The organism is Massilia sp. Soil_C_3 (genome assembly GCF_057657035.1).
This window is the reverse complement of sequence record NZ_JBDGJG010000009.1, coordinates 50,922-68,023: the sequence shown is the minus strand read 5'-3', so window position 1 is coordinate 68,023 and position 17,102 is coordinate 50,922. Positions and strand designations below refer to the sequence as shown.

General features: G+C 63.4%; 16 protein-coding genes. 8 read left to right on the top strand and 8 right to left on the bottom strand.

Features of this window, described 5'->3' with window-relative positions; all coding sequences use genetic code 11:
• Positions 1–254 precede the first annotated feature (254 nt).
• The 4 genes from AC3A6F_RS19150 to AC3A6F_RS19135 all read right to left on the bottom strand — a co-directional run bounded on the left by AC3A6F_RS19150 (position 255) and on the right by AC3A6F_RS19135 (position 2,744).
• The gene (locus AC3A6F_RS19150; protein ID WP_123067682.1) at positions 255–515 is read right to left on the bottom strand and encodes a YfhL family 4Fe-4S dicluster ferredoxin; all 261 of its coding nucleotides are present in this window, start codon (positions 513–515) and stop codon (positions 255–257) included.
• 16 nt (positions 516–531) lie between these two features.
• The gene (gene coaD / locus AC3A6F_RS19145; RefSeq protein WP_487683564.1) at positions 532–1,032 is read right to left on the bottom strand and encodes a pantetheine-phosphate adenylyltransferase; all 501 of its coding nucleotides are present in this window, start codon (positions 1,030–1,032) and stop codon (positions 532–534) included.
• 122 nt (positions 1,033–1,154) lie between these two features.
• The gene (gene rsmD / locus AC3A6F_RS19140) at positions 1,155–1,796 is read right to left on the bottom strand and encodes a 16S rRNA (guanine(966)-N(2))-methyltransferase RsmD (protein ID WP_487683561.1); all 642 of its coding nucleotides are present in this window, start codon (positions 1,794–1,796) and stop codon (positions 1,155–1,157) included.
• A 69-nt stretch (positions 1,797–1,865) separates the two neighbouring features.
• Complete coding sequence (locus AC3A6F_RS19135) at positions 1,866–2,744, bottom strand: DUF6279 family lipoprotein (RefSeq protein ID WP_487683559.1); 879 nt, start codon at positions 2,742–2,744, stop codon at positions 1,866–1,868.
• A gap of 40 nt (positions 2,745–2,784) precedes the next feature.
• Here AC3A6F_RS19135 and glmU point away from each other — a divergent pair, with 40 nt between their 5' ends.
• On the top strand, positions 2,785–4,161 hold the full coding sequence (gene glmU / locus AC3A6F_RS19130; protein WP_487683557.1) for a bifunctional UDP-N-acetylglucosamine diphosphorylase/glucosamine-1-phosphate N-acetyltransferase GlmU: 1,377 nt from the start codon (positions 2,785–2,787) through the stop codon (positions 4,159–4,161).
• Between the two features lie 124 nt (positions 4,162–4,285).
• Here glmU and AC3A6F_RS19125 read toward each other — a convergent pair whose 3' ends face one another.
• Positions 4,286–4,756 (bottom strand): Lrp/AsnC family transcriptional regulator, encoded by a 471-nt coding sequence (locus tag AC3A6F_RS19125; RefSeq protein ID WP_487683556.1) that lies wholly within the window; start codon positions 4,754–4,756, stop codon positions 4,286–4,288.
• A 162-nt stretch (positions 4,757–4,918) separates the two neighbouring features.
• Between AC3A6F_RS19125 and glmS the strand changes: the two genes are divergently transcribed.
• Complete coding sequence (gene glmS, locus AC3A6F_RS19120) at positions 4,919–6,748, top strand: glutamine--fructose-6-phosphate transaminase (isomerizing) (RefSeq protein ID WP_487683552.1); 1,830 nt, start codon at positions 4,919–4,921, stop codon at positions 6,746–6,748.
• Positions 6,749–6,811: 63 nt separating this feature from the next.
• Here glmS and AC3A6F_RS19115 read toward each other — a convergent pair whose 3' ends face one another.
• Positions 6,812–7,660, bottom strand: a complete 849-nt coding sequence (locus AC3A6F_RS19115) for an NAD(P)-dependent oxidoreductase (protein WP_487683549.1) — start codon at positions 7,658–7,660, stop codon at positions 6,812–6,814.
• Positions 7,660–8,406, bottom strand: a complete 747-nt coding sequence (locus AC3A6F_RS19110) for a glucose 1-dehydrogenase (RefSeq protein WP_487683546.1) — start codon at positions 8,404–8,406, stop codon at positions 7,660–7,662. The genes AC3A6F_RS19115 and AC3A6F_RS19110 overlap by 1 nt, the downstream gene beginning before the upstream one ends.
• Before the next feature lie 127 nt (positions 8,407–8,533).
• Here AC3A6F_RS19110 and AC3A6F_RS19105 point away from each other — a divergent pair, with 127 nt between their 5' ends.
• The 5 genes from AC3A6F_RS19105 to AC3A6F_RS19085 all read left to right on the top strand — a co-directional run bounded on the left by AC3A6F_RS19105 (position 8,534) and on the right by AC3A6F_RS19085 (position 14,546).
• On the top strand, positions 8,534–9,403 hold the full coding sequence (locus tag AC3A6F_RS19105) for a LysR family transcriptional regulator (protein WP_487683543.1): 870 nt from the start codon (positions 8,534–8,536) through the stop codon (positions 9,401–9,403).
• A gap of 147 nt (positions 9,404–9,550) precedes the next feature.
• On the top strand, positions 9,551–11,317 hold the full coding sequence (locus tag AC3A6F_RS19100) for an amidohydrolase (RefSeq protein ID WP_487683540.1): 1,767 nt from the start codon (positions 9,551–9,553) through the stop codon (positions 11,315–11,317).
• Position 11,318: 1 nt separating this feature from the next.
• Positions 11,319–12,683, top strand: coding sequence for an alginate export family protein (locus AC3A6F_RS19095; protein WP_487683538.1), 1,365 nt, complete (start codon positions 11,319–11,321; stop codon positions 12,681–12,683).
• A gap of 5 nt (positions 12,684–12,688) precedes the next feature.
• Positions 12,689–13,564 carry a helix-turn-helix domain-containing protein gene (locus AC3A6F_RS19090; protein ID WP_487683535.1) on the top strand — a complete coding sequence of 292 codons (876 nt, stop codon included), beginning with the start codon at positions 12,689–12,691 and terminating at the stop codon, positions 13,562–13,564.
• A 103-nt stretch (positions 13,565–13,667) separates the two neighbouring features.
• Positions 13,668–14,546, top strand: coding sequence for a pirin family protein (locus AC3A6F_RS19085; protein WP_487683532.1), 879 nt, complete (start codon positions 13,668–13,670; stop codon positions 14,544–14,546).
• Here the strand turns inward: AC3A6F_RS19085 and AC3A6F_RS19080 are convergent.
• The gene (locus AC3A6F_RS19080; RefSeq protein WP_487683530.1) at positions 14,536–15,375 is read right to left on the bottom strand and encodes a heme-binding protein; all 840 of its coding nucleotides are present in this window, start codon (positions 15,373–15,375) and stop codon (positions 14,536–14,538) included. The two genes, AC3A6F_RS19085 and AC3A6F_RS19080, sit on opposite strands and share 11 nt — an antisense overlap.
• 358 nt (positions 15,376–15,733) lie before the next feature.
• Between AC3A6F_RS19080 and AC3A6F_RS19075 the strand changes: the two genes are divergently transcribed.
• Positions 15,734–17,101, top strand: coding sequence for a ferritin-like domain-containing protein (locus AC3A6F_RS19075; protein WP_487684175.1), 1,368 nt, complete (start codon positions 15,734–15,736; stop codon positions 17,099–17,101).
• Position 17,102: the final 1 nt, after the last annotated feature.

Here is a 17,102-nt window from a genome sequence, read left to right as displayed (position 1 = left end):
GTTCACATTCTAGATCGCATAAAAACATACTTATGGTAACGGGACGAGCAAGCGAAACCAGCAGACTAATAAGCGCAAAAAAGCGCCCGTCAACGTTAACCGGGAGTAGCGAGTCAGGATGGCAGAATGGGGCTGGATGAAAGGATGGCGTTCAGGGACGTGCGGATGCCGCATGCCGGACAAGCCGGTACGCGCTCAGGAAAGCTGGGAGAGGAAACAAAAAAGCCGGCAGGGTTGCCGGCTTGGGGAACGGATTAGGCTGGGGCCTTGTCGGCCGTTAGCCGCTCGTACTTGATGAGAAGTTCTTCGCGCGATTCGCGCCACTCCGGATTGAGCGGAATGCAGGCAACCGGGCACAGTTGCACGCATTGCGGTTCATCGAAATGGCCGACGCACTCGGTGCACTTGTGCGGATCGATCTGGTAATACTCTTCGCCCATCGAAATGGCATCGTTGGGGCATTCGGGTTCGCAGACGTCGCAGTTGATGCAGTCGTCGGTAATCAATAAAGCCATGATACGTCCTGGAGAATCAGGCCTTCGGCGCTTGCGCCAGGCTGGCGATTTTCTGCTGCAGCCAGCGGTCGACCGAAGGGAATACGAATTTGGAGACGTCGCCGCCCAGCATGGCGATCTCGCGCACGATGGTGCCCGAAATGAACTGGTACTGGTCGGACGGGGTCAGGAACATGGTTTCGACGTCGGGCAGCAGGTAGCGGTTCATGCCCGCCATCTGGAACTCGTATTCGAAATCGGACACCGCGCGCAGGCCGCGCACGATCACGCGGGCGTCGTGCTTGCGCACGAAGTCCTTGAGCAGGCCCGAGAAGCTCTCGACCTGCACATTGGGGTAATGGCCAAGCACTTCGTTGGCGATATCCAGGCGTTCTTCGAGCGTGAAGAACGGACGTTTGTTGCGGCTGTCGGCGACGCCGACCACCAGTCGGTCGAACAGCCCGGATGCGCGGCGTACCAAATCCTCGTGGCCGCGGGTCAGCGGATCGAACGTACCTGGATAAACGGCTACAACCATTGCGGCTCCCTGAAAATTAACACCCTATTAGAACGCGCATTATGCCTGAAAACACGGCATTCGCCCCAGCCTGGGGCATGGTTTGCCCAATGGCTGTGCGGTTTCCATGCCCTTGGCGGGAGTCAGGCCGCCTTTTCTTGCAGCTTCAGCAAATGGTAGTAGACCATGCCTGCCTTGTCCGCGCGCACCACTTCCCATCCGTTCAGCCAGTCGGGAACGTCGTCGCCGTCGGTCGGCAACGGCGCCTCGGCCTCGGCATACACCATGCCGCCATCAGGCAGCAGCGCCGCGCACAGCGGCAGGGTCTTGGCCAGCAGATCCTGTTGATAAGGCGGGTCGAGGAAGATCACGTCGAAGCGCTGGCCGCGGGTGGCCAGGTCTTGCGCCAGGGTCAGGGCGTCGGCGCGCAGCACGGTGATATTGTCGGCCTTGAGCTTGTCGCGGTTGGCTTCGAGCTGGCGCACCGCCGGGGCGTGGTTGTCGACCATGGTCACCTTCGCCGCGCCGCGGCTGGCAGCCTCGAAGCCGAGCACGCCGGAACCGGCGTACAGGTCGAGGAAAGTGGCCTGGTCCCAGTCGCTGCCGAGCTGGTGGTTGATCCAGTTGAAGACGGTTTCGCGCACGCGGTCCGGCGTGGGACGCAGGCCGAGGGCGTCGACCACCGGCAGCAGGGTGCGTTTCCAGGCGCCGCCGATGATGCGGACCTGGTGCTGGGCCATGCGCGGCGCGCCGTGGGGTTTGGCGGCCTGGGGCCTTGATTTCATGGACTTTCTTTGCATGGGCGGCACTATAGCATGCGGTTTTCCGTGCCTGCGGGGGCCGCCCTTGCCTTCTTATTTACCTGCTGCCAAGGCCTCGAAATCATTGATCCAGCCCTGCATGCGCTGCTGTGCATGGGCCTTCTGCTGCGGCGTCGCCAGTTTGATCGCGGTCAGGATGTATTTCGTCGTGTGGTCGATGCTGGCGTCATAGAAGGCTTTGCGCTCGGGCGACTCCATGCGTGTGAATAACTCGCGCATCAGGCCTTGCACCCTGGCCGTGGTCTGCTCGCGGTTGAGCTTTTTCTGTTGCACCTCTTGCAGCAGCGCCAGGATGCGGCGCTGGCGGTACTGGCGCTCCTCCAGCCACTGCTGGTTATCGAGTGGGCGCAGGTCGGAGGCGTGGCGCAGGGCGGCCTCCTGCTCGCTGCTGAATCGGCCGAACCACAGTTCCATCTGCTCCATCGATTTCTTGAAGCGCGCGCGCTGGCGCTTTTCGACGCTGCCGCTCATGAACTTGCGGCGGTATTCCTCGTTCTTGTCCTTGAACTTCTTGTCGATATTGGCGATTTGCGCTGGGGTGATCGACATGGCCAGCGTCGTCAGTTCCGGCACCGCGCGCTGGGACAGGCGTTCGCCGCGCACGCGGATCTCGCGGTAGGCCTGGAGCAGGTCGGCCTGGCTCGGGTTGCCAGCCATTTTTTGCTGGAAATTGCCTAATAAAGCAGCATAGTCGCGCAACTGGGTCTGGCGATGCCATTGGAACAGGCCATTGATGTCGCGCTTGGCGATGTCGGCCTGTTGTCCTTCAAAATCGACATAGGAATTCATCCACCAGTACAGTAAGGTGTCGCCCTGGTTGTACGAGAAGCGAATGGTGCTGCAACCGGCCGCCAGCGCCATCAAGGCAATTGCCAATAGCGCAAAGGTGCGCCGGAAGAAGGTATCTCGCATGCTAGAATTTTTCATATTTTCAACTTTTTGAGAACGGCTTATGAACGTTGTGATCCTCGCCGCCGGCATGGGAAAGCGCATGCAATCCGCCCTGCCGAAAGTCCTGCATCCATTGGCTGGTAAGCCGCTGTTGCGCCACGTTATCGATACGGCACGTAGCCTGAGTCCGCAGAAATTATGTGTGATTTACGGGCACGGCGGCGCAGCGGTGCCCGAGATGGTGGCCGCGCTGGCGCAAGAGACCGGCATTACGATCGATACCGCCCTGCAGCAGCCGCAGCTGGGCACCGGCCATGCGGTGATGCAGGCCGTGCCGCAACTGGACGATGGCAGCGCCACCCTGGTGCTGTACGGCGACGTGCCGCTGACGACGGCCGACTCACTGCGCCGCCTGGTCGAGGCCGCAGGAAGCGACAAGCTGGGCATCCTGACGGTCGAACAGGCCAACCCCTTCGGCCTGGGCCGCATCGTGCGCGAGAACGGCAAGATCGTGCGCATCGTCGAAGAAAAGGATGCCAGCGAGGCCGAGCGCGCCATCCGCGAAATCAATAGCGGCATCATGGCGGTCCCGACCCGCCACCTCAAGAAGTGGCTGGCGGCGCTGTCCAACAATAACGCCCAGGGCGAGTACTACCTCACCGATATCGTGGCCCAGGCCGTGGCGGACGGCGTGCCGGTGGTGTCGGCGAACCCGTCGGGCGAATGGGAAGTGGCTGGCGTCAATAGCAAGGTGCAGTTGGCCGAGCTCGAGCGTCGTCATCAATTGAATATCGCCCATGCCCTGCTGGAAAAAGGCGTGACCTTGATGGATCCGGCGCGCATCGATGTGCGCGGCGAACTGATTTGCGGCCGCGATGTCCTTATCGACGTCGGCTGCGTGTTCGAAGGTAAAGTCGAACTGGCCGACGGCGTGAAGGTCGGCGCCAACTGCGTGCTGGTCGGCGCCACGGTCGGCGCTGGCGCCAACATCAAGCCGTTCTGCCATATCGAAGGCGCCACCATTGGCGCCGCCTCGCAGATCGGACCGTATGCACGCTTGCGTCCAGGCACCGAGCTGGGCGAGGACGTCCATGTGGGTAACTTTGTCGAGGTCAAGAACAGCACCGTGGCGGCGCACAGCAAGGCCAACCACCTGGCCTATATCGGCGACGCCACCGTCGGATCGCGCGTCAACATCGGCGCCGGTGTCATTACCTGCAACTACGATGGCGCCAACAAGTTCCGTACCGTGATCGAGGACGAAGTATTCGTGGGCAGCGACAGCCAACTGGTGGCGCCGGTGACGATCGGCAAGGGCGCCACCCTGGGCGCCGGCACCACGCTCACCAAGGATGCGCCGGCCGGCAAGCTGACCATCTCGCGGCCCAAGCAAGTCACGATCGAAGGATGGAAGCGTCCGGTGAAAGTGAAGAAGTAATCCACCGGCTGTCGACAGGGTAATCACAGGAAACAAACAAGATAAACACAGGGTTTTACCGTGCTTGCCCACTGTTCATTCACCTGGTCTTCCACAATATTATCCACAGGCTGCGGCCTGTGATCTAGACGGCGATCCGGGTGTCGAATTTGCTGCGGTGGGTCGAAAAATAGGCTTTGACGTTGCGCACATTGGCGTGCGAGGTGAACAGCCGGTGCGCCAGCGCATGATAGGCCGGCATGTCGGCGACCTGCACGACCAGCACGAAATCGGGTCCTGGCGACACCCGGTAGCACTGCAGCACGGCCGCTTCCCTGGCGGCCAGCTTCTCGAACTCTTCCATGCGCTCGGCGGCCTGCACGTCGAGCGTGATCTCGACGATGGCGGACAGGCGGCTGCCGACCTTGTCGGGCGCCACGATCGCCACCTGGCGCTCGATGACGCCACTTTCCGTCAGCTGCTTCACGCGGCGCAGGCAAGTCGGCGGCGACACATGCACGAGGGCCGCCAGTTCGGCGTTCGTATGCGATGCGTCAGTTTGCAAAATAGTCAGGATGCGACGATCGAGGTCGTCGAGATCAGGTGGCTCTGTCATCTTGATGAAATATTCGATAAATTTTCTGATTTATATGAATCAAGATTTCTTGTTCATGTGTAGATGAAATAATCTAACAAAATCTGGCGCGCACTGTAAGCTTATTTCATTCAGATTGCTCTACGATAAGACTCAACAGTTTATCCATTCGAGAGGTTAGCCATGTGCGGTATCGTCGGAGCAGTCGCAAAACGTAATATCACCCCCGTCCTGATCGAGGGCCTGAAACGCCTCGAATACCGGGGTTACGACTCCTGTGGCGTGGCTATCCACCTCGATGGCCGCCTGACCCGCTCGCGCTCCACCTCGCGCGTGGCCGACCTCGAATCGCAGGTCAAGGAAGCACGCCTCGACGGCTTCACCGGCATCGCCCACACCCGCTGGGCCACCCACGGCGCCCCGGCGTCGCACAATGCCCACCCGCATTTCTCGCCGACCGAAGACAATGCGCGCATCGCACTTGTCCACAACGGCATCATCGAAAACCACGACGAGCTGCGCGACGAACTCACCAAGCTGGGCTACAAGTTCACGAGCCAGACCGACACCGAAGTCATCGCCCACCTGGTCGACCACCTGTACACCGGCGACCTGTTCGAGACCGTGCAGCAAGCCGTCAAGCGCCTGCACGGCGCCTACGCCATTGCCGTGTTCTGCCGCGAAGAACCGCACCGCGTGATCGCCGCGCGCCAGGGCTCGCCGCTGATCGTCGGCGTGGGCAAGGACGAGAACTTCGTCGCTTCCGACGCGATGGCGCTGGCCGGCACCACCGACCAGATCATCTACCTGGAAGAAGGCGACGTGGTCGACCTGCAACTGGCCCGCTACTGGATCGTCGACGTCGATGGCCGTCCGGTCGAGCGCGAAGTAAAAACCGTGCACGCCCACACCGGCGCGGCCGAGCTCGGCCCATACCGCCACTATATGCAGAAAGAGATCTTCGAGCAGCCGCGCGTCATCGGCGACACCCTCGAGGGCGTGACCGGCGTGATGCCGGAACTCTTCGGCGACGGCGCCTATGCCGTGTTCAAGAAGATCGACCGCGTGCTGATCCTGGCCTGCGGCACCAGCTACTACGCGGGCCTGACGGCCAAGTACTGGATCGAATCGGTGGCCAAGGTGCCGGTGAACGTCGAGATCGCCAGCGAATACCGCTACCGCGACAGCGTGCCGCACCCCGACACCCTGGTGGTGACCATCTCGCAGAGCGGCGAGACGGCCGACACCCTGGCCGCACTCAAGCACGCACGCAGCCTCGGCATGAACCACACGCTGACCATCTGCAACGTCTCGACCAGCGCCATGGTGCGCGAGTGCCAGCTGGCCTACATCACACGCGCCGGCGTCGAAGTCGGCGTGGCCTCGACCAAGGCCTTCACCACCCAGCTGGCGGCCCTGTTCCTGTTGACCCTGACCCTGGCGCAAGTCAATGGCCGCCTGACCGACGCCGAGGAAGCCGAACACCTCAAAATGATGCGCCACCTGCCGGTCGCGCTCTCGTCGGTGCTGGCGCTCGAGCCGCAGATCATCGCCTGGGCCGAGGAATTCGCGCGCAAGGAGAACGCCCTGTTCCTGGGCCGCGGCATCCACTACCCGATCGCCCTGGAAGGCGCGCTGAAGCTCAAGGAAATCTCGTACATCCACGCCGAGGCCTACCCGGCCGGCGAACTCAAGCACGGCCCGCTGGCGCTGGTGACCGAAGAGATGCCAGTGGTAACGATCGCGCCGAACGATGCGCTGCTGGAAAAGCTGAAGTCGAATATGCAGGAAGTGCGCGCGCGCGGCGGCCAGCTGTATGTATTCGCCGACGTCGATTCGCGCATCACCTCGGGCGATGGCCTGCACGTGATTCGTCTGCCGGAACACTACGGCCTGCTGTCGCCGATCCTGCACGTGGCGGCGCTGCAGTTGCTGGCGTATCACACGGCGCTGGCGCGTGGCACCGATGTGGACAAGCCGCGTAATCTGGCGAAGTCGGTGACGGTCGAGTAAGGCTTTCCACATCGGCACGTCTCGGTAGAGATGGCTGGCTCCTGTTCCTCCAGCATAAGATAGCTATGCCGATCGAATCGTGTAGTCAGCCATCACCGACCAATCCCTTTCACCACCGCCGGCATTGACGGCCTCGCCCATCCGATGACGAACGGCATCGAGCATCGGCAGCTTTCGCCCCAGCTGTTCCGCCGCCGCATGCGCAAGCCGCAGATCCTTCAAGCCCAGCGATGCCTTGAATCCCGGTTCGTAGCGATCGTGAGCGATATTGGCCGAATAGACCTGGTATGGGCGGCTGCCGAACAGGGTATTCAGGATCAGGTCGAAGAAACGTTCTCGCACCAGTCCATGCGATTCGGTCAGCACGACGGCTTCGGCCATGGCCTCGATCGCCATCGTGATCATCATATTGCAGGCAAGCTTGCAAGCGTATGCGGTGGGCGGTTCCATGCCCATATCCCAGACCCGCTTGCCGATGACCTCCAGCACCGGCCGTACTGTGTCCAGTGCCGCGGGCGGACCGGCGGCCAGCACCTGGAGTTCGCCCCTGGCGGCAACGTCCGGCCGGCCCAGCACCGGGGCGGCCACGTAGTCGATCTCCGCAGCCCGGTGATACGCCACGAGTTCCTGTGCGAACACGACGGATATAGTCGACGCGACGATATGCACCAATCCTCTGCGCGCTTGCAAGAGGGCCCCGCTGTCCAATAAAACACCGCGGATCGCCGCATCGTCGGACAGCATCGTCAGGGCGACGTCCGCCTGCAGCGCCTGAGCCGGCGTCTCCACCATCCGCACGCCTGCGACGTCCCCACCAGAACGATTCCACGCCTTCACCGCATGCCCAGCCGCAGCCAGATTGCGCGCAATCTCGCGGCCCATTGCACCGAGCCCGACGATGCCGATTTCCATCAGCGCATGCCCCCTGAACCCAGGATGATTTCGCCCGTCACCCAGCCGGCATCGCTTGACGCGAGAAAGGCAACGATCGGCGCGATGTCCTGCACCTGGCCGACGCGGCCGAGCGGTGTCCGTTCCTCGTTCCAGGCCTGGAAGTCGGATCCGATCGCCCCTGCGGTGTGGGTGCCTTCGGTGTCGACCAGGCCGGGATTGACGGCATTGACACGGATGCCGCGCGGGCCGAGTTCGCGCGCCAGCACACCGGTGATGGTGTCGATCGCGCCCTTCGTGCCGCTGTAGATGGCGCTCTCGGCCGGCAGAACGCTCGTGACGTTGGAACTGATGTTGATGATGCTGGCGCCCTCGCCCAGATGCGGCGCGGCGGCGGCGGCGACCAGCAGCGGGCCGAGGACGTTGATATCGAACTGCTTGCGATAGAGTTCTTCGGTGGTCTCTTCGATTCTGGCGAACTGGTAGATGCCGGAGTTGTTCACCACGATGTCCAGGCGCCCGAAATGGTCGATTGCCGCCTTCACCAGCGCGTCGACCTCCGTCTTCCTGGTGACGTCCGCGCCCACCGCGATGGCTTGCCCGCCAGCGGCTTCGATGTCGGCGACCACCTTGTCCGCACCGCTCCTGCTCGAGGCGTAATTGACGACGACCTTCGCGCCATCGGCCGCGAGCCGGCGGGCGATGCCCGCGCCAATTCCTTTTGAAGCTCCCGTCACGATGGCGACCTTGTCTTTCAACTTGTTCATGTCTTGATATCCCAATAAGGCCGGCCTGGACCAGCAAGGTTGAGACGCCATGGTGACCCCTACAATATTGTTTGAGAACTGCCATCCATGTATATTTCAAGTACATTTTTGAACGGGTAGCAACGACATGGAATGGAACGACGTCCGCATCTTCCTGGCGGTGGTACGCAGCGGCTCGTTCGGCGAAGCCGCCCGGACACTGGGTGTGAGCCATCCGACAGTGGGTCGCCGGATCAAGGCGCTGGAAGACGAGGCCGAGCAGGCGCTGTTTCGCCGCACCAGGGATGGACTGGTGTTCACGGACGCCGGGGACGGCGTGCTGGCGCTGGCGGAATCCATGGAAAATTCCGCGCTGGCCATGGAAAGACGCTTGGCGGGCAACCACGAACGTCTCGAAGGCATGTTGCGCATATCCTCTGCAGAGTGGTTTGCAGGCTATGTCCTGGCGCCTGTCCTGGCCGAATTGACGCGCCGCCACCCGGCCGTCGTGCCGGAAGTCATCGCCAGCTACCGCTTGCTCGATCTGTCGCGGCGCGAGGCCGATGTGGCGTTTCGCCTCGTTCCTTTCAGCGAACCGGACATCGTCCAGCGCCGCCTGATGAGCATTCCATATGGCCTGTATGGCTCGGCAGATACCGCATCTGCTCTGCGGGCCGATCCGGCTTCGGTAGGGCTGATCCTGATGAATACCGCGCAGTCCCACTTTCCGGATGTCGCCTGGCTGCTCGACAGGTTTCCTTCGTCGCGGCGCGTCTTCACCAGCACGAGCCGGGCCGTCCAGGCGCAGATGTGCCAGCGCGGCATGGGCATTGCAGTGCTGCCAAGGCCGCTTGGCGATGCGTTACCCGGATTGCAGCGCATCGACATGCCGGATCGACCCCCGAGCCGGGATATCTGGGTGGGCTACCACCACGACCTGCGGCATATGGATCGCCTGCGGGCGATGCTGGATATCGCCGATACGATGCTGTCGAATGCCGCGACCGTAACGACATGATCGGATCGTACTGCAAACAGCAAGAATGGTCAGTGACCGTACTGGACCGTATAGGTAACCTCTCCTCATTCAATGTACTTTCAATCCTTCGAATGGGGAGCAGCAGTGAAGTCAATTTTATTCATCGGACTCGTGGTATTAAGTGGCTTGACCAACGCCCTCGCCCAAGCCAGTCAAGAAACGCCAGGCGCCGACCTGATCGTCCATAACGCCAAGATCCACACCGGCAATCCGGCCCAACCCGCCGCCTCTGCCGTGGCCGTCAAGAACGGCCGCATCTACTCGGTCGGCACCGATGCCGAGGTGCTGGGCCTGAAGAACGCCAACACGAAGATCATCGATTCGCGCGGCCGCCGCCTCATCCCCGGCATCATCGACGCCCACACCCACGTGCTCAACGAACTCGGCTACAACTACACCCTGCGCTGGGACGGCGTGCCCACGCTGCGCCGGGCCCTGCAAATGCTGAGCGAGCAGGCCAAGCGCACCCCGAAAGGCCAATGGGTAAAAGTGGTCGGCGGCTGGTCTCCCTACCAGTTCGAGGAGAACCGCTACCCCACCATGGACGAACTGCGCAAGGCCGTCCCCAACCACCCCTTGATCGTGCAGTACGCCTACAACCGCGGCTTCATGAACCAGCTGGCGATGGACGCCTTCGGCGTGGGCACCGACAAGTTCCCCAACCTGCCCGGCACCGAGCTGGAAAGGGATGCGCAAGGCCGCTACACCGGCGTGGTCCACGGCTACACCTTCACCTTCATCGCCATGGAAACCATGGTCCCCCAGCTCACCCCGGACGAGGAAGTGAGCTCGCTGGTCCAGATTGTCCATAGTCTCAACCGCGTCGGGGTGACGTCCATCGTCGATGCGGGCACGGGCTTCCGCGGCTATCCCAAGGCCGTGCGCACCGTGGATGCCCTGGCCCGCGACAACCGCCTCAACATCCGCATGCCCTTCATGGACATCCAGTTCGGCGATGGCGCCGACTTCAACGTGGTGGATGCGCAGATCACGGCGATCACGAAGACGGCGCCGATCGCTCCCGGCCACAACCTGCACCCGCACCTGGCCCATGGCCACTCCTACCAGGGCGCCGGCGAGCTGCTGTCGGTGGAGGTGCACGACCACGAGAACTTCGATCGTCCGGCGCTCATCATCGAGCCGGCCAAGATGCATCAACTGGTCGAGCGCGACATCTCCAAGCTGGTCCAGCGGCGCATTCCCTTCCGCGAGCACATCACCTACGATGAGAACATCACGCCCTTCCTTGATGCGCTCGAGAAGCTCAACCAGAAGATGCCGCTCGACGGCCTGCGCTGGAGCCTCGAACACGCCGAGACCATCAGTCCGGCCAATATCGCACGGGTGAAGGCACTGGGCGGCGGCATCGCGCTGGACACCAAGATGGCGCTGCACGGCGACAGCTTCGTCAAGACCCATGGCCGCGAAAAGGCTTTGCAGACCCCGCGCCTGCGCCATCTCGTCGATAGCGGGATCCCGCTGGCCATGACCACCGACGCATTCCGCGCCGCCTCGTTCAATCCGTGGATCGGCATCAGCTGGATGGTGTCCGGGAAGTCGATCTCCGGCGCCGAAATCCTGGCCAAGGACAATCGCCTCACACGTGAAGAAGCACTGAGGCTGTTCACGCGTAATGCGGCGTGGTTCATCAGCACCGAGTCCGAGATGGGCATGGTCGCCCCCGGCCACCTCGCCGACTTCGTGCTGCTGGACCGGGATTACTTTGCGGTGCCGGAATCCCAGATCAAGTCCGTTTCCTCGGTCCTGACCGTGATGGATGGCCGGGTGGTGTACGGCGCCCAGGATTACGGTTCGCTGACGCCGGTATTGCCCGAGATCCTGCCCGCCTGGTCGCCGATCAAGCACTTCGGCGGCTATTACCAGGCTCGGTGAGGTGAACCTGCGCGCGGCGTGGCTCGGCCTCCCCTTGCTGCTGGCGGCCGATGCCGCGCTGGCGCAGTTCCGGCCGTTGCGCTTCGACGACGATGTCAAGGCCCAGCGCCAGGGATGCGCCGAAGGCGGCAGCCGCGCCGCATGCTGGAAGGACCGCCCGCTCGCCGATCACGTGCGCCTGACGATGGGCGGCGACCTGCGCCTGCGCTACGAGCACACCGGCAATCCGCGCTACGGGCTGCAAGCCCAGGATCGATGGGGTGTGCTGATGCATCGCAGTTCCATCTTCGCCGACCTGCGCCTGGGCAAACACTGGCGCGGCTTCGCCCAGCTGTCCAGCTCGACCACCAACGGCCGCGCCGCAGGCCCGTCCCCGGTGGACGAGAACCGGCTCGACCCGACCAATCTATTCGTCGAGTGGCAGTCGAGCGGGGAAGGCGCAGGCCGCGTCGGCATTCGGGCCGGCATCCAGGAGCTGCAGTTCGGAACGGGGCGCGTCATCGACGCCCGCGAGGGGCCCAATGTGCGGCGCAGCTTCGAAGCCGTCCGCGCCTATGCGGCGGGCGGCGCCTGGCGTGTGGACGCCTTCGCCGCGGCGCCGCGCCAGAACCTTCCGGGCAGTTTCGATGACACGCGCTCGCCGACGCAGAAGCTGCGCGGCGTGTACGCGACCCGCATCGGCGGTCCCACTTCCTGGGACCTCTACGCGCTGCAGTATGAAGACACCGCTGCCCGCTACGTCCAGGGCGAGGCGCACGAGCGCCGCTGGACGGTCGGCGCCCGCCTGTTCGGCGGCCGCGAAGCCTGGGACTGGAATTGGGAACTCGCCGCGCAGGGCGGACATTTCGGCGACGCCGATATCCGCGCCTGGTCGCTCGCCACCGACACCGGTTACACCTTCGATGGCGTGGCCGGCCGGCCGCGGGCCGCGCTGCTCCTGGCCGTCGCCAGCGGCGACAAGGACCCCGGCGACGACCGCCTCGGCACCCTCAATCCCATTTACCCGCGCGGTAATTATTTTGGCGACGAAGCGACGCTCGGCCCGCGTAACTTCTTCAACATCCATCCGGCGCTGACGGTGCAACTGGCGCCACGGGTCCAGCTGAACGCCAGCCTCGACTTCTTCTGGCGCCACAGCACCCGCGACGGCGTGTATGCTCCCAATGGCATGCTGATCGGGCCGGCTGGCGATAGCCGTGCGCGCTACGTGGCGACCATCGCATCGCTCGGCGCCACCTGGACGCCGGCCCCGGGGTGGTCGTCGACGGCGGTTCTCGCCTACGGACAGCCAGGCAGCTTCCTGCGCGAGACCGGCGCCGACGATGCGCTGAGCTTCGTCAGCATCGGCTTACAATACCGGTGGTGACCCATATGTCGAACACACATAACCTTCCCGAGAATGTGGCCGGGCTGACGTCCTCCAACCATTGCTGGAATGGCGTTTATGTCGAGCGGCACGAGTACACCTGCACGGGCAGGGTCCTGTTTCCGGTAGAGCGCAATCAGGCACTGACCTGGCTTGGCGCCCAGCTCGAGGAAGTCGGACGAGACTACATCGAGGCCAGGCTGGCGCCCGACACCCCCAATCCACATGCCTACAAGCCGCGGCCCCTGTATATCGCACCGGCGGACATGGCGCTATGGGCGCATTCCTCGGATGCGCGCTATCTGAAGTGTGCGACGTTCAGCTTCGATGCCAACCTGCTCCAGGAGCGCCTGGGAATAGCCGATTCGCTGCGCGTGATCGACGTTCCCCGGTTCCGCTTTTCGGATGACCGCTTGTGGACCTTGATCGGCTTGCTGACGAATGCGATCGGCGACCCCGATCCCACCGCCCAGCTGTACGGCGACTCGCTCACCGCGGCGATTGCGGCAACGCTGTTCGAACGGCCCAGGGAGGCCAAAGGCAGCCAGCCCGGGCTCTCGGCAATCCAGCTCAAGGATGCGATCGGCTATCTCGAGGTCAAGATGCCGGCGCGGGTCGAGCTCGCGGCACTCGCGCAACTGGCCGGCTTGTCGCAGTCGCATTACTGCCGCGCCTTCAAGGCGTCGACCGGGCTGGCGCCGTATCAGTGGCAGTTGCAGAAGCGCGTCGAGCGCGCCAAGAACCTGATGTTGAACACCAATGGCTGCCTGGAGGACGTCGCTGTCGCCACCGGTTTCGCGGATGCGGTGCACTTCGGCCGGACCTTTCGCAAGATGACCGGCGCGACGCCAGCGGCGTGGCGGCTGGACAAGCTCTCATAGCTGCCGCGTTCCGCATCGCGCGACACGACATCGCCACTTTCGTGGCTAGATCGCGCTCAGGCAGGCAAGGATAATGGCCCTGAACTACAAGGAGGATAGCCCAATGTTCGAACGAACAATCGATCGTGTCACCCGCATTCCCCCACTGGGCCCGGGCTTTGACGGCGAGCGGCACAAGGCCGCCCTGGTGGTGGCGCCCGGCGACCTGCCAGCCACCGATCCGTTCTTCCTGATGGCCGATGACAATATCACGCAGGGCGGAGCGTTCGGCGAGGCGCACCCCCATGCCGGCCTCGAGACCGTCACCTTCATGTTGAACGGCACGATGGAAGATACCGGTGGGCGGCTGGAGGAAGGCGACGTCGAATGGATGACGTCCGGCAGCGGCATCGTCCATGCCGAAGACACGATGGTTTCCAGCGGCATGCGCCTGTTCCAGCTGTGGCTGATCCTGCCCGAGGCGCAGCGCAATATGCCGCCGCGGGTGCAGGTCCTGCGGCGCGCGGAGATGCCCGTGCACACCGAGCCCGGCGTCGTGGCGACGGTCTACAGCGGCAAGTCGGGGGATGCGGCGGCGCCGACATTGAATGCGGTTCCGGTGACCCTGATCGACATCCGGCTGGCGCCGGGGGCGGTCTTCGCGGCGCATGTTCCTGCCTCGTATAACGCCTTCGTGGTGGCGCTCGAGGGAGATTTAAAGGCCGGCGCGACGGCCGAGAAACTCGCCAAAGGCATGGTCGGCTGGACCGGCCCGATGGGCGACGGCGACAGCGCTCTCGACTTGCGCGCAGGGGACGATGGCGCGCGCCTGCTGCTGTATGCGGGTCAGCCGCAGAACATCGCGGTGGTGGCGAAAGGCCCCTTCATCGCCGGCTCCACCGAAGAACTGGCCGGCTATTACGCCGCTTACCGCCACGGCAAGTTCCCTCATGCGGGGTCGATGCGGCCCATCGCCCCGCAGGCAAGCTCGTTCAGGTCTTGATCAGGGTCCCCACCGACACGTGCGGCCAGTCGATATCGAAGAACCTGAGCATCACCGTCTGGCTGTACTGCAGTTGCAGGAACTGGCTGCCATCCGGCCGCTGCACGGTCTCGATCCAGAACGTGGCCTTGATGCTGACCGGTTCCGCATTCGGACCGGCGAAGGGAATGCTCACCACGCCGCTGTCGGTCGGGCTGGAAGCCACGTCCAGCAGCACGTTGCTGACGACCTTCTGTCCTTCCATCGCTTCCTTCAGCGGCAGGCTCATATCGGTCACATAGCCCTGCTTCATCCCCGCCGGCAAATTCGAATGTGAATAAGGATCCAGGTAACCCAGGCCCACGTTCGCCATCCCCGGCCCGCTCGGCTTGGTGCTGATCGGCGAGATGTCCGGCTTGCCCTGCACCGTCTTTCCGGTGCCCTGCACCAGCAGCGCATTGCCATGCGGGACCGAGGCCTGGCGCACGATGCTGGGCGGGGCCGGCGGCGCCGTCGTGGCCGGCACGTTGAGCCACATGCCGTTTTCGATGTGCAGGGTGCCCAGCGTCTCGGCATCGTTGACCTGCTGGGTATAGGTCAGGCCGTAGATCAGGATGTCGTCCTGCGCAAAGCCGCGGTTCGGCACCGGGCTGCCGATCGCGGTGAAGTCCATCCTCTCCATCGTCGCATTGAGCATCAGGCGGAAGATGCCGTTGTTCTGCTTGTCCGGCAGGGCGATTAGGTCGAAGCCGCGACCGCTCCAGGAACCTTCGAGTTCGGCAAGCGGGCCGAGTAAGGCATCCTTTTCGGCATTTGGTGGAGAAGCGCGCAGGGGAAGATTGGCAAGCATGGGAAAGTCCTTTTTGTTGGAGTAGTAGTCAAGGAAATACGTGGAGAGGACGCCGATGTTGCGGCCAGCCAATGCTACTGAAAGTCAATAGAACAGCGCAATGTTATTGCTATATTTGCTGATTCACATCAAATTTACGCCAGATGGATGAAGGCTATTACCGGAAATTTCATTTCTGCCTCAATCATCGAATAAAAACCACTAGTTACAATACGAGGTTTTATCCACAAAACAGCGCGAGTAGGCTTGCAAGGGTTCTGCGGTCACGATTCTTAACGATCTACCGGGAGACACCATGCGATCTGCACAGATGCGCCGCCTTTTCAGTCCTGCAAAGGCAGAGAAATCCTTGTTGCAAATGGGCCCTGAAGGCGACGAGCTGTCGCCGCGCGACCGGGCCGCCTTCCTGCTCCACGTCGACGCCGAAATCGAGCACTGCCTGATGGTGCAATACCTGTACGCGGCCTATTCGCTGGGCGGGCCGCAGGTGCCGGAGCAGCACCGCGATACCGTGCGCGGCTGGCAGGAAACCATCCTCGGCATCGCCAAGGAAGAGATGGGCCATATGGTGACGGTGCAGAATGCGCTACGCCTGATCGGCGCCCCGCTCAACTTCGGGCGCGAGGATTTTCCCTGGGACGTGCCGTTCTATCCCTTCCCCTTCACTCTCGAGCCGCTGACGGTGAAGTCGGTCGCCAAGTACGTGTATGCCGAATCGTCGATCGACTGGCAAGGCAAGGACGCCGACGAGATCGGCAAGCTGGTCGATGAACAGGTGAGTAGCCCGCACAAGGTGTCCGAGCTGTTCGCCCAGCTGCTGCCGCTGCTGCGCGACCACAAGCTGCTGCCCGACAGCGTGTTCCAGGCCTGCACCGTGCCGTGCCAGGCCAACTTCGACGAATGGGGCCGCGGCTATGTCCAGGGCCAGCGCGGCAACGCCGTGCGGCGCCCGGACCACGCGCCAGGCAAGGCGCCCAGGACCCCCGATGTGCTGGTGATGCCGCTGGCCTCGCGCGACGACGCCGTCAACGCCTTGACCCAGGTGGCCGAACAGGGCGAAGCGCCCGACGCTTCGCAAGACATGGGGCGTTCGCACTTCACCCGCTTCCTCGAGATCTACCATGGCATGAAACGGGCCGAGGCCGAAGGCTGGTTGCCGGCGCGGCCGGTGGCGGTCAATCCCTATGTGTCGCTCGACCCGGAACTCGACCAGCCGGGCGACGCCGTCACCGCGGGCGTCGCGCAGGCCTCGCTGATCGTCGACCGCGAAGCGGCGCAATGGGCGCGCCTGCACAATGTGCGCTACCGGATGCTCCTCAGCTACCTGCACCACAGCTTCCTGCTCGACGGCGGCGCCGTCGCCACTGGCGCGTCCTCGCCGCGCGGCGCCATCATCAACGCCACCTTCGGCGAGATGTACAACCTGCGCGCGCTGTCCGAACTCCTGATGCAGATGCCGCTCGATGCGCGCCATCCCGAGGCCGGCAATGCCGGGCCGCCGTTCCAGATGCCGTACACGGTCGACCTGCCATACGGCGAGGCCGACCGATGGCGCCTGCACCTCGACCTGCTCGATGCCGCCGCCAGCCTGGTCGACGCCCTCGGCCGCCATGCTGCCCCCGCGCGCCAGCGCTACCTCGCGGCGATGGCCGAGAGTGATGCGCAGATGCGCGCCACCGCGCTGCGCATCCTGGCCGCGCGCGGCAATCTTTCCTTCGCCACCTGAC

What these genes read in the sequence shown, in the direction of transcription:
- AC3A6F_RS19080 (WP_487683530.1), bottom strand. Translation starts at nt 15,375, where the DNA reads ATGCTTGCCAATCTTCCCCTGCGCGCTTCTCCACCAAATGCCGAAAAG.
- AC3A6F_RS19115 (WP_487683549.1), bottom strand. Translation starts at nt 7,660, where the DNA reads ATGGAAATCGGCATCGTCGGGCTCGGTGCAATGGGCCGCGAGATTGCG.
- coaD (WP_487683564.1), bottom strand. Translation starts at nt 1,032, where the DNA reads ATGGTTGTAGCCGTTTATCCAGGTACGTTCGATCCGCTGACCCGCGGC.
- AC3A6F_RS19105 (WP_487683543.1), top strand. Translation starts at nt 8,534, where the DNA reads ATGGAATGGAACGACGTCCGCATCTTCCTGGCGGTGGTACGCAGCGGC.
- AC3A6F_RS19135 (WP_487683559.1), bottom strand. Translation starts at nt 2,744, where the DNA reads ATGCGAGATACCTTCTTCCGGCGCACCTTTGCGCTATTGGCAATTGCC.
- AC3A6F_RS19090 (WP_487683535.1), top strand. Translation starts at nt 12,689, where the DNA reads ATGTCGAACACACATAACCTTCCCGAGAATGTGGCCGGGCTGACGTCC.
- glmU (WP_487683557.1), top strand. Translation starts at nt 2,785, where the DNA reads ATGAACGTTGTGATCCTCGCCGCCGGCATGGGAAAGCGCATGCAATCC.
- AC3A6F_RS19075 (WP_487684175.1), top strand. Translation starts at nt 15,734, where the DNA reads ATGGGCCCTGAAGGCGACGAGCTGTCGCCGCGCGACCGGGCCGCCTTC.
- AC3A6F_RS19125 (WP_487683556.1), bottom strand. Translation starts at nt 4,756, where the DNA reads ATGACAGAGCCACCTGATCTCGACGACCTCGATCGTCGCATCCTGACT.
- AC3A6F_RS19085 (WP_487683532.1), top strand. Translation starts at nt 13,668, where the DNA reads ATGTTCGAACGAACAATCGATCGTGTCACCCGCATTCCCCCACTGGGC.
- AC3A6F_RS19110 (WP_487683546.1), bottom strand. Translation starts at nt 8,406, where the DNA reads ATGAACAAGTTGAAAGACAAGGTCGCCATCGTGACGGGAGCTTCAAAA.
- glmS (WP_487683552.1), top strand. Translation starts at nt 4,919, where the DNA reads ATGTGCGGTATCGTCGGAGCAGTCGCAAAACGTAATATCACCCCCGTC.
- rsmD (WP_487683561.1), bottom strand. Translation starts at nt 1,796, where the DNA reads ATGAAATCAAGGCCCCAGGCCGCCAAACCCCACGGCGCGCCGCGCATG.
- AC3A6F_RS19150 (WP_123067682.1), bottom strand. Translation starts at nt 515, where the DNA reads ATGGCTTTATTGATTACCGACGACTGCATCAACTGCGACGTCTGCGAA.